Here is an 11,465-nt window from a genome sequence, read left to right as displayed (position 1 = left end):
CCCCACGGGAAGGAGGCGCCGTGCAGCGCGCCGCACAGACGTTCCACATGCCCACCCCCGATGGGTGGCGCACTGTCGCCGCCGGTGACGAGCTGGCGGACGACGACCCCGCCGTCCAGGCGGCCCCGCAGTACTTCACGCCGGCCGGCGCCGACAGTGCCGAACCCGAGCAGCCTGCCAAGCGGACAGGGTCCCGGCGCACCAGTACGAAGAAGGCGTAGATGGCGGTCCGCATCTCGACTGCGGCCCGCAACGCCGCAGCGGACGCCATCGCGGCGCTGGCCAACGGCGGCACCGGGCCGGGCGTCATCCGTGTCTACACCGGCTCTCAGCCCACCGGCCCTGGGTCGGCGCCGACGGGCACTCTGCTGGCCGAGTTCGTGCTGTCCGACCCGGCGTTCGCTGCCGCAGTGGCCGGGTCCGTGGCGCTCGACACCACGCCCTCGCTGACGGACGCCGGGCTGGCCGACGGCACCGCCGGATGGTTCCGGATGCTCGACTCCACCGAGGCGGCTGGCGCCGGGCTCGGGATCGTGGACGGCAGCGTCACGGGCAGCGGTGGCGGTGGCGACCTGACGATGAACACCCCCGTGATCAACACCGGCGTCACCGTGACCATCACGGCCGGCACCGCGACCATGCCCGCTGGATGAGGAGACACACGTGCCGTACCTGACCGTGGAAGTCCGCCACGATCCGCTCTACCAGGCGGGCCCCTACAGCTTCTTCATGAACTGGTGCGCCTCGGAGAGCATCCCGCACGACGCCTCCTGGTACATCGAGGTGTTCGACGAAACCCCGGTGCGGGCGGTCGCCGACATCATCGACGTGGACGAGAACGACGAGTGGGTGATGAACCCGGAGACGGGCGAGCCGGTCACCCACCAGGAGACGTTCACGGCGTCGGCGCTGCCGCCCTTGCAGGGCACCATCATCCGGTAGTGCCGTGGCCACCCGGCACAACACCTGCCTGAACCCGGCCTGCGCGAACGACAACGCCGGCTGGGGCGGCGGCTCGACCCCGGCCCGGACCGCGGTATCCGGGTTCAGCCGCCCCTTCGCCGCCAGATACACCAGCGGCACCTTCTCCAACTCCAGCCGGGGCACGGTTGTCGCGGGCCAGCAGTACACGGTGTCCATGTACTGCTACTTCGACAACCCGCTGGCCACCATCAGCGGCGCCGTCTACATCGAGTGGCGCAACGCCGCCAGCTCCGTGATCACCTACAGCAACGGCTCCTACAGCGTCCCCGCACGGGCCGTCTCCCGGGTGTCCCTCACCGCGACCGCGCCTGCCAACGCCGCGTTCGCCAGCCTGATCACGGACAACTACAACTTCGGGTCGGGCCCCGCAGACTTCACGATGGTGCTGGTCGAGGCCGCCCCCACCCTCGACTCCTACTTCGACGGCGACTCGCCCGGGGCATCGTGGGACGGCGTCCCCGGCTCGTCTGCCTCGACGCTGCCCGACAGCGGCGTGACCGGCGTCATGGCCGCCACGCTGCCCGCCCTCACCATGAGTCTGACCGGCGAGGTGCGCGTCGAGGGCGTGCTGAACATCGTCCTGCCGCCGCTACAGGTGGCACTCAGCGGCACCTCGGACGTCGTCCCGCAGCGTCCCGGAACGATGACCGCCGCCGACCGGGCCGCAGTCGCGATGACCGCCGTCGACCGGCGCGGACCCAGGATGGAGGGCGGATGAGTTTCGATCTCGGCGCCAAGGTGCCGCTGTCCATCACCATCACGGACCCGAGCGGCGCGCTGGCCAACGCCGGCACTGTCGCACTGACGATCACGCTGCCGGACGGCACCGTTTTCGTGCAGGACCCGGTCGCACCCGCGTCGACCGGCGTGTACACCTACGACTACGCGACCGTGCAGGCCGGCGTACACCAGGTGCGCTGGCTGGCCACCGGAGACAACGCCTCGTCCTACACCGACGTCATCGACGTCGAACCGGCCGAGGGCGCCCCATTCGTCAGCCTGGCCGACGCCAAGGAGCACCTGCGGAAGGACCGGCTGCTCACCGAGGACGACGAGGCGTTGCGCCGGATCATCGGCGCGGCCTGCCAGGTCATCGAGGACCGGGTCGGGCACGTCACCCCGCAGACTGTCGTCGCGGATGTGTCGGCTTGCCGCGGCGTGGCGGTGCTGCCGGACCGGCCGGTCATCTCGATCGTGAGCGTGGTCCGGCTACCCGGTGGCGCGGCGGTGCCGGCGGCCGACCCGCTCGCGGGAACGGACGGCTACCGGCTGAAGCACTCCGAGGGTGTGCTGCTGCTGCCCGACTGGTACGGGGACTTCCGGGTGACCACGCGGGTCGGACGCACACCGTTGCCGCTCAACTTCCGTCTGGCCGGCCTGGATTTGATCAAGCACTTGTGGCAGGGCTCCCAGCACAACAACGGCGGAGGACGCCCGATGCTGGGCGACTCCGACGCCATTGCCGCCAGCATCCGCCCCTTCGCCTTGCCCTTCCGGGTGATGGAGCTGCTCGGCTTGAAGAAGACCCAGGAACGAGACGAACCACTCGTCGGCTGACATGCCCTGAACGTCTCTGAACGGCTTGTAGCCGAGTGAGGAGGCTTGCCCGGTGTCTACCATCCCCGCAGTCCTGGACGCGCTCGTAGCGCTCGCTGAGCGCGCCTGGCCGCACGTTCAGGTCCTCGACGGCGGCCCGACCACGAACGTCGAACGCGACGTGATCGAGATCGGCTACAGCGGCAGCCCGACCGAGCCGGACGTCCGCTCGACCATGACCCGCGAGCAGCTCGACATGCAGCCGGACATGGAGCGCTACGACGTCATGTGCCTGGTCAGCTCGTGGCGCGGCGACGCGCACCGCGGCGGCCGGCCCGACGCTCGCACCACTCGCGAGCGGGCGTTCGAGCTGCTGACCGGATTCCGCAGCGAGCTCGCCAAAGACTCCCGGCTGGGTGGCCTGGTGATGATGGCCACCATGTCCACCCTGGACATGGTGGCCGACCAGACGGACGACGGCCCCGTCTGCACGGTGCGGTTCGTCGTCCACGTCGACGCGTTCGCGGACGCGTGATGGCCGACCCGGCAGACCCGACAGAGGCGATCCGCGTCCTGCAGAAGGATCTCGGCTCGATCGAGCCGGATCTGCGCAAGAAGCTGCGGCCCGCGCTGAAGACCGCTGCCGAGCCGATCGTCGCCGACGCGAAGGTTCGCGCCTCCTGGTCGGCGCGGATCCCGCGCGCGATCTCGCTGTCGATCAGGTTCAGCAAGCGCGACCCCGGCGTGTCGATGCGGGTGCGGCGCGCGGTCGCCCCGCACGGCCGCCCGTACGAGGGCATCCGGGGCAACGCCACCTTCCGCCACCCGGTGTTCGGCAACCGCGACCGGTGGGTGACCCAGCAGACCCGCTCCTACCTGGCACCCGCGGCCGAATCAGGCATGGACGGCGCACTAGCAGCCACCGTCGCCGCGGTGGATGAGACAGCGAGGGAGCACGGCTTCCGATGACCGAGAGGACCCCTGATGGCCTTTAGCTTCCGCGCGGGCTGGCAGCTCGAATCAGAGCTGACCTCCCCGCTGGACCTGTCCACGCCGTCCAGCGTGATCAAGCTGGCCCGCCAGATCGCCTTCAGCGAGGGTGCGGGTGCTGGCGCGGCGAACATGATCTGGTCGGACCGGCGCACGGTGGCCGCGTCCGCGACCGACGCGATCGACCTGGCGGGCTCGCTCACCGGCCCGTTCGGGACGACGCTCACCTTCGCCCGGATCAAGATGCTGCTGGTGCTCGCCGCCTCGGGCAACACCAACAACGTCAACGTCGTCATGCCCGCCTCCAACGGGGCCCCGCTGTTCCTGGCGGCCGGCGACGGGATCGGGGTCAAGCCCGGCGGCATGTTCTGGTGGTACGACCCCAGCGCGGCCGGCGTCGTCGTCACCGGCGGCACGGGCGACCTGCTCAACCTCGTCAACTCGGGCGCCGGCACCAGCGTGACCTACGACGTGGTCATCGTCGGCGCGAGCTCGTAGGAGGACGCGTGGACAAGATCTGGATGACCCACCCGGACCTCGACGGGCGCAAGGTGCAGGTGCCCGCCGCGAGCCGCCCGCAGCGGCGCCGCGCCGGCTGGGAGGACACGGACCCACCTCCTCCTCCGGAGCCGCCCAAGCCCCGGACCAAGACCGCTGAAGCCCCGGTGACAACCACCGGGGCTTCTTCTTTGCCCGCATCTGAGTCGCCGAAGGGTCGGCGCGCGAAGGGAGAGCAGTAATGGCTGCTACGCCGATCACTCCGGCCAAGCGGTTCTTCCGCCCTGGGATCACCCGCTGCCTGTGGGTGCCGTCCATCGCGGTCATCTCGGCCGTCACCCGACTGGAGATCAACTCCGGCGACGACCTGTCGAAGGACATCCTGGACATCGCCGGGTGGAACGTCACCGGCGCCAAGATCGACACGCCGGATTTGAACTCCCGCTACGTGTCGAACATCCCCGGCCTGATCTCAGCCGAGGACTCCAGCATCACCTTCTACCAGGGCCAGGACGGGCTCGACGTACGCAGCCTGATGCCGCGCGACGAGGACGGCAACATCATCTGGATGGACGGCGGCGACGTGCCCGGCAACCTCATGGACGTCTACCCCGTCCGCGTCCTGTCGGTGGGCAAGCAGCGCAACATGGCGGCCAACGCCGCCCCGCTGGTCATCCAGTACGCGATCACGTCCGAGCCCAGCGAGAACGTGGTGATCCCGGCGTGAGCCTGCGCGATCGCCTGCTCAACCGGCCGCGCCCGACCGGTTCGTTCCCGCTGCGGGTCGACGACGACACCGCGGCGCGGGACGAACTGGAGCGGGCGCGGCGCCTGCACACCATGCTGCTGCTGCAGGGCGGTGTCGACGAGTCCGCCCTGGAGCAGGCCCGCACCGACGTTCGGGAGGCGGAGGAGCGACTCCGGGACTGCTTCGAGTTCGTCACCCTGCGCGCGGTGTCCGCGGCCGACTTCGAGGCGCTCGTCACCGCGCACCCGCCCCGGCCGGACACGAAAGACGAGATGTACAACCTCGACACCTTCCCGAAGGCGTGCTTCCTGGCCTGTGTCGAGGGCGAGCTGTCGCAGGAGGAGTGGGAGCGGCTGTGGGACACCGGGCTCAGCAACGCCGAGCAGATCGCCGCCGGTAACGCCGCGATCCGCGTCAACATCCGCACCCCGGACGAGTCGCTCCCAAAAGGATGGGAGCGGACCGAACCCTCCGGCTAGAGCTGGACGTCTGCGCCGCCTACGGCATCCCGCACAGCACGTTCCTGTCCTGGCCCGAGGACGACCGGGACAAGGCGCTGTGGCACCACATCTGGAAGCAGCAGGAGTGCCCGAACTGCCGCACGCGACCGGACGAGTGGGACGAGACCAAGGGCGGACACCGCTACGCCTACATCGCCGAGCCCCGCCAGTGCCGCGGCTGCCAGGTCAAAGAGGGCGCCCAGGAGGCGTTCGAGGGATCCAAGGACCGCGGCGTGCACATCGTGCTGATCCGCAACGAGGAGGTGCTCCGCCGTGCCGACGCGTGACCTGGTGATCGCCCTCAAATCGAAGTGGGACAGCTTCGGCACCAAGGAGGCCGAGAAGGGGCTGAAGGCCACCGAGGACGCCACCAAGAAGGCCACCGACGAGCTGGCGCGGATGGAGAAGCAGGCCCGCCAGCAGGGCGAGGCGCTCGCCCGGTCCGGCGCCCAGGCTGACCGGTTCGGGCGGGAACTGGAGGACGTCGGCCGCACCGCGATCACGACCCGCCGCCTGCTGGAGAACGCCACCAAGCGGCTGCCGCGCATCGAGATCAACGCGGACGCGTCCGACGCCGAACGCGAGGTGGCCGGCCTGGCGCGGCGGCTGGCAGACCTGTCCGGCAAGCGGATCGGCATCGACGTGGACGCCCGCCAGGCCGCGGAGGAGACGGAACGGATCCGCCGGGACCTGATCACGCTGGCCGCGCTCCACCCCGAGATCGTGGTCGGCGCCAACGTGGAGCGCGCCATCCGCGACCTGGACAAGGCCGAGCGGGCGGCGCGCGACCTCGACGGGCGGCGCCTGAACGTCACCGTGGACGTGGACGGCGCCGCCGCCGGCGCGGCGCAGATCGGCCTCGTGCAGGCGGCACTGAACGCCGTACGCGGCACAGCGCCGATGACCGGCGCCGCGGCGACGGCCGCGATGGCGGCACTGCCCTCAGTGGCAGCGCTGGCGGCCACCGGTATCACCGCCGTGCTCGGCAGCGCGCTGGCCGGCATCGGGCTGGCGGCGGCGCACGGCAGCGATGAGGCGCAGGACGCGATCGCCCACCTGCGGGAGGCGGCCAAGCGGGAGGCGGCGCAGATCGGTGCGCCGTTCGAGCGTGTGTGGCAGACGATCGTCCGCGTCGCTGAGCGGGAGCTGAGGGAGCTGTCGCCGGTGCTGCAGCGCAGCCTGGCCAACCTCGCCCCCGCCTTCGAGGATTTCGTCGAGGACGCGGGCGATTCGCTGGGCGAGCTGGCGCCGGCCATCGACGGTGTCGAGCGGGCGTTCTCGGCGGTGCTGCGCGATCTCGGACCTCACCTGCCGGAGATCATGGAGCACATCGCGACGGCAATCACCGAAGTGACCAGCGCGGTCGAGGACAACCCCGAAGCGCTCACGCGCCTGATCCGTGACCTGGCGTTCCTGACCGAGATCGCCGCCCGGGTGGTCGGCTGGCTGACCCGGGTGTCGGAGACGTTCAACTCCGTGTTGCCGCCCGGGATCAGCGGCGCAAGGCAGCTCTTTTCGGGCACGTCGGACGCCGCCGAGAAGCTGGGCCAGTCCGCACGGCAGGCTGGCGACGACCTGATCACCTTCGCCGACGACGCCGACGAGGCGTCGGTGAAGATGCGCGAGTCGTGGTCGTCCGCATACTCGGAGATCGTCAAGCTGGGCGGCATCGAGTCCGCCGCCCGCCAGCGGACCGCCGGTCTGGAGTCCATGTCGCAGGCGTGGACTCGCGCCGCTGAGACGCAGCGGCAGGGCGCCGAACGCATCAAGGAAGCGGAGCGGGAGCTCGCCGACACCCAAGAGCAGTCGGCGGAGCGGGTCGCCGCCGCCAAGGCCCGGGTCAAGGACGCCCAGCGGGCGGCGGCCGAAGCCGCAGAGGCGGCGCAGGAGCGGATCCGGGACGCCCAGGAGGGGGTCACTGCCGCCGTCGAGGAGGGCGCAGAGCGGGAGGCTGCCGCCCAGCGGCGGGTGGAGGACGCTCGCGAGCGTATGGCGGACGCCGCCGTAGAGGGTGCCCGCCGGATCGAGGACGCGGAGCGTCGGCTGGCGGACGCCCAGCAGGACGCGGCAGCCCGGCAGGTGGACGCTGAGCGGCAGGTGCAGGACGCCCACCGCCGCACCCAGGACGCGATCGAAGATCTGACCGCCGCCAGGGAGCGGGCGCAGGAGCGGATCGAGGACCTGATCGCCGCCGAGTCCGGCGCCGCCCTGGACGAAGAGGGGGCGCAGCTCGCGATCGAGCGGGCCCGCCAGCGGCTCGACGAGATCAACGCGGACCCCGAGGCGACCGACCTCGACCGGCGCGAAGCGGAGCTCGCCTACCGGCAGGCGCTACAGCGGTTGGATGAGGTGCGGCGCCGCAATCAGGAGCTGCGCGAGGACCTGGCGGACGCGCAGCAGCGCGGCATCGACGGCTCGGCCGAGGTCGTGGACGCGATCGGCCGGATCGAGGACGCCCGCCGGGCCGAGGCGGACGCCGAGCAGGCCGCGGCCCGGCAGCGGGAGGAGTCGGCCCGCCAGGTGGCTGACGCCGCTCAGGCGGTCGCCGACGCTCGCGCGGACGCGGCCCGGCAGCAGGAGGACGCGGCCCGCGCACTCGCGGACGCCGAGAACGAGCTGGACCGCACCCGGGTCGAGAACGCCAAGGCGGTGCGGGACGCCCAGGAGGAGGTGTCCCGAGCGCAGAAGGACGCGGCCGAGGTCGCCAAGGACAGTTCGCGGGCGGTGGCTGAGGCGCAGGCCGAAGCGGCTCGCGCCACCAGGGACGCGGCCCGCGATGTGGCCGAAGCAGAGGAGAAGGTCAAGGCCACCCGGCAGGACGTCGCCCGCGAGACGCGCGCCGCCAACGAGTCGGTGATGGAGTCGTACGGGAAGCTGCGCGGCGACGCCAAGCTTACGAGCGAGGAACTGCTGCGCGAGCTGGACAAGCAGGTCAAGGACCAGGAGGCGTGGGCTGAGAACCTGGTCCGGCTCGCCGGCCGGGTGCCAGACAGCATGCTGGACGAGCTGGCCAAGCTGGGGCCGGGCGCGGCCGGGGTTGTGGCCGCCGCGGCGGACATGACGGACGACGAGCTGGCCAAGTTCATCAGTCTCCACGGCAGGTCAGGCAAGGAGGCCGGTGACGTCTTCGCCGCGAATCTCGACGCGGCCGGGCCGGTGCTGCGGCACATCGCCCAGACCAGGGGCGAGGAGGTTGCCGACAAAGTCCGCGAAGGCATGCACGGCGGACGCCAGTCGGTGTACGAGGCGGCCAAGGCGCTCGGCATCGAGATCGACCAGGGCATCGGCGGCGACAGGTCGGTCACGATCTTCATCAAGTCCGATTTTCAGGACGAGCTCAGCCGGGAAGCGCTGCGTCAGGCGGCGGCCATGGCGAACGGCGGCATCTTGACGTTCGCGGATGGCGGGATCCGGTACTTCGCCGGTGGCGGCGAGAACCACATCGCGCAGATCGCGCCGGCGTCGACGATCCGCGTGTGGGCGGAGCCGGAGACTGGCGGCGAAGCCTACATCCCACTCGCCGCGAGCAAGCGCGCCCGCAGCGAGGAGATCTTGTCGCAGGTGGCGGAACGCTTCGGCGGCCGGTTCTACCGGACGATGCCCGTCTCCAGGTCGAGCACGTCGGCGGGGGGAGGCGGCATGTGGCGGCCCAGCGTCACCTACAACATCAACAACCAGGTCGCCCCGGGCGCCAACCTGGCCGAGGTGGGCGCTGCGACCGTGCAGGCCATCCAGGAGTTCGAGCGACGCTCCGGGGACGGGTGGCGCCGATGACGCTGCCCACCATCTCGGTCGAGGTGATGTTCGACAACATAGCGCCGTCCGGCGTGGCCAAGACGAACTCGTTCAACGGCGGCACCGCCGGCGTGACCATCTCCACGGGCAACTCGGGTGGCACGTCGGGCAGCGCGTTCAACGTCATCACCGGGTCGCCCCAGTACACCACCACGCAGGCGTTCGGTGGCAGCGGCCTGGCCGCGTTCAACCCGAGCAGCGGCGTGGACTGCCACATGGACTGGACCGGAGTCACGCAGGTCGGCGACACGTTCTGCCTGCGCCTGTACATGTACCTCGTCAGCGCGACGACCAACATCCAGCGGGTGGCCGTCGTGCAAGGTCCGGGCGGCGTGGTGTCGGCCGTGTGGATGACCTCCGGGAGGATCCTGCGCGTCTACCTCGGGTTCTCCATCTCGATCGCTGCCGCGCTCACCACGCCCGTACCCACCGGCCAGTGGGTGCGGGTCGAACTCCGCTACAAGATCGACCCGTCGGGGAACGGTACGGCAGAGGTCTGGCGGTACGACGACCCGAACTCGGCGATCGCCAGCGATTACGCCATCAGTTCCACCCAGGCGTGGCCTAGCGGCAAGCCCGGCATGGCCGAGTTCCACCTGCAGAGAGATGCGGGCGGCTACTGGTTCCTGGACAACGTGGCCGTGGCCGACTCCCGCATCGGCCCCGTCCAGGGGACGTGGACGAACGTGACTCTGGCGGGCAAACGCGGCATCAGCACGCGGCGCGGCTCCAACCGGGTCGTGTCGCCGGTCATCCGCTACGAGGCTGGGACGGCGACCTGCTACGTCAACAACACCGACCGGCGTTTCGACCCGACCGCGCTGGACGGACCGTACGCGACCGGCGTGCGCAGCAAGGTCACGGCGATGAAGCCGCTGAGGATCAGGGCCACCTGGAACGCGGTCACCTACGACGTGTTCCGAGGGTTCGTCGACCTGTGGGACGTGGACCATGTGGCCAACGTCTACTCCGAGGTCACGGTGATCGCCAGCGACGGGTTCAAGGTGCTGGCCAACCGGAAGAGGGCGCCGGTTGCGGCGGTTGGCGCGGGCGAGCTGTCGGGGGCGCGCGTGAACCGCATCCTGGACAGCGCGGGCTGGCCGGCCGCAGACCGGGTGATCGCCACCGGGAACAGCACGCTGCAGGCGACCACGCTGGAGGGCCCGGCGCTGACCGAACTGCAGGACGTGGCCGAAAGCGAGATCGGCGAGCTGTATATCGACGCGTCCGGCCGGGTCGTGTTCAGGAACAGGCAGGCTGTCATCCTGGAGTCGCGCAGCAACACCGTCCAGGCGACGTTCGGCGCGGGAGCCACGTTCACGCCTGCGCGGGCCAAGCTCGTCACCGACGACGTCACTTTCTACAACGAGATCAGGGCGACGAGGACCGGCGGGAGCGAGCAGGTCGCCGGGGACGTGGCGTCGCAGGCGGAGTTCCTGGTCAAAACGTATGAGGCGTCGAATCTGCTGCTGGTGGACGACACCGCCGTGGCCGGATACGCGTCCTGGATCTTGTACGTGTCGAAGGAGCCGGAGGTGCGTTTCGACACGATCGAGATCCACGCGCACGCGGACCCGGCCGTGCTGATGCCGATCGTGCTCGGCCGGGAGATCGGCGACCGGATCCGGATCATCCGGCAGCCCAGCGGCGGCGGCGATCCGATTCAGCGGGATGTGTTCATCAGGGGCATCTCGCACCAGACGACCGGCGCCACGTGGATCACCACGTGGAACCTGCAAAGCGCGACGAAGTACGGGTCGTTCCTGGTGCTCAACAACTCGACATTGGGGCGGTTGAATGAGAATGCGCTGGGGTTCTGATGGCGCTCGATAAAACCTTCGCGGCAGGCGAGATCCTGTCGGCGGCCAACGTCAACGGCTACCTGCTCAGTATGTGGATCCCGATCGACAAGCGGGTCATCACGTCAGGATCAGCAGCGGCGTCCGTGTCATTTCAGAGCCTCGACTCGAACTTCCGGGTGTTCCGGCTGACTGCGTCGGTGGTGACAACGGGAAGCGGTACCGAGGTCGGACTGCGCTTCAACAACGACTCCGGCAACAACTACGCGCACCACCGACTGTATGGGAGCACCAGCGGTGGAACCCCAAGCGGCACGGCAACAACATCAACCAACCTGGTGAACCTTGGCATTGGGGCGACAGCGCATCATCACATCTCCTACACCATCGCCAAATATGGGACTGCCGACATCGGGGCAGTGACTGGCCACACTGCCTCCGTCTTCACCAACGGCGCGCAGAACGTGCTGACGGCCGGAGAGTGGAACAACACATCCGCGCTTATCAACCGGATCGACATCCTCGCCCACAACGGCGGCGTGAACTTCTTCGGCGTGTTCGCCCTCGAAGGCATCCGCGGCGTCTGACCGCTCCCCGATCGTGCCGCCGCGCTGC

The 11,465-nt window shown here is 70.0% G+C and carries 14 protein-coding genes; all 14 read left to right on the top strand.

Going from position 1 to position 11,465, the window contains the following annotated elements:
- The first annotated feature begins 20 nt into the window (after positions 1–20).
- Positions 21–221: a hypothetical protein gene (locus tag KIS93_RS33235; RefSeq protein WP_080043944.1), complete on the top strand. Its 201-nt coding sequence runs from the start codon at positions 21–23 to the stop codon at positions 219–221.
- Entirely contained in the window at positions 222–653 is a 432-nt protein-coding gene (locus tag KIS93_RS33230; RefSeq protein ID WP_080043945.1) for a hypothetical protein, read from the top strand.
- 10 nt (positions 654–663) lie between these two features.
- Positions 664–942: a hypothetical protein gene (locus KIS93_RS33225; RefSeq protein WP_080043946.1), complete on the top strand. Its 279-nt coding sequence runs from the start codon at positions 664–666 to the stop codon at positions 940–942.
- 4 nt (positions 943–946) lie between these two features.
- The gene (locus KIS93_RS33220; protein ID WP_080043947.1) at positions 947–1,702 is read left to right on the top strand and encodes a hypothetical protein; all 756 of its coding nucleotides are present in this window, start codon (positions 947–949) and stop codon (positions 1,700–1,702) included.
- Positions 1,699–2,541, top strand: coding sequence for a hypothetical protein (locus KIS93_RS33215; protein WP_080043948.1), 843 nt, complete (start codon positions 1,699–1,701; stop codon positions 2,539–2,541). The genes KIS93_RS33220 and KIS93_RS33215 overlap by 4 nt, the downstream gene beginning before the upstream one ends.
- A 52-nt stretch (positions 2,542–2,593) precedes the next feature.
- Positions 2,594–3,055: a hypothetical protein gene (locus KIS93_RS33210; RefSeq protein ID WP_080043949.1), complete on the top strand. Its 462-nt coding sequence runs from the start codon at positions 2,594–2,596 to the stop codon at positions 3,053–3,055.
- Complete coding sequence (locus KIS93_RS33205) at positions 3,055–3,489, top strand: hypothetical protein (RefSeq protein WP_080043950.1); 435 nt, start codon at positions 3,055–3,057, stop codon at positions 3,487–3,489. Before KIS93_RS33210 ends, KIS93_RS33205 begins: the two co-directional genes overlap by 1 nt.
- Before the next feature lie 15 nt (positions 3,490–3,504).
- Positions 3,505–4,008: a hypothetical protein gene (locus KIS93_RS33200; protein WP_080043951.1), complete on the top strand. Its 504-nt coding sequence runs from the start codon at positions 3,505–3,507 to the stop codon at positions 4,006–4,008.
- A 241-nt stretch (positions 4,009–4,249) separates the two neighbouring features.
- Entirely contained in the window at positions 4,250–4,735 is a 486-nt protein-coding gene (locus KIS93_RS33195; protein ID WP_080043952.1) for a phage tail tube protein, read from the top strand.
- The gene (locus KIS93_RS33190; protein ID WP_080043953.1) at positions 4,732–5,235 is read left to right on the top strand and encodes a hypothetical protein; all 504 of its coding nucleotides are present in this window, start codon (positions 4,732–4,734) and stop codon (positions 5,233–5,235) included. Before KIS93_RS33195 ends, KIS93_RS33190 begins: the two co-directional genes overlap by 4 nt.
- The gene (locus KIS93_RS33185; protein ID WP_080043954.1) at positions 5,208–5,543 is read left to right on the top strand and encodes a hypothetical protein; all 336 of its coding nucleotides are present in this window, start codon (positions 5,208–5,210) and stop codon (positions 5,541–5,543) included. Before KIS93_RS33190 ends, KIS93_RS33185 begins: the two co-directional genes overlap by 28 nt.
- The gene (locus KIS93_RS33180; protein WP_080043955.1) at positions 5,530–9,030 is read left to right on the top strand and encodes a coiled-coil domain-containing protein; all 3,501 of its coding nucleotides are present in this window, start codon (positions 5,530–5,532) and stop codon (positions 9,028–9,030) included. The genes KIS93_RS33185 and KIS93_RS33180 overlap by 14 nt, the downstream gene beginning before the upstream one ends.
- Positions 9,027–10,871 carry a hypothetical protein gene (locus KIS93_RS33175; protein WP_155128783.1) on the top strand — a complete coding sequence of 615 codons (1,845 nt, stop codon included), beginning with the start codon at positions 9,027–9,029 and terminating at the stop codon, positions 10,869–10,871. Before KIS93_RS33180 ends, KIS93_RS33175 begins: the two co-directional genes overlap by 4 nt.
- Positions 10,871–11,437, top strand: coding sequence for a hypothetical protein (locus tag KIS93_RS33170; RefSeq protein WP_080043957.1), 567 nt, complete (start codon positions 10,871–10,873; stop codon positions 11,435–11,437). Before KIS93_RS33175 ends, KIS93_RS33170 begins: the two co-directional genes overlap by 1 nt.
- Positions 11,438–11,465: the final 28 nt, after the last annotated feature.

The organism is [Actinomadura] parvosata subsp. kistnae (assembly GCF_900323885.1).
In the GTDB taxonomy this organism is placed as follows: Bacteria; Actinomycetota; Actinomycetes; order Streptosporangiales; family Streptosporangiaceae; genus Nonomuraea; species Nonomuraea composti.
The sequence above is the reverse complement of the archived record's forward strand: the minus strand, read 5'-3'. Positions and strand labels throughout refer to the sequence as shown.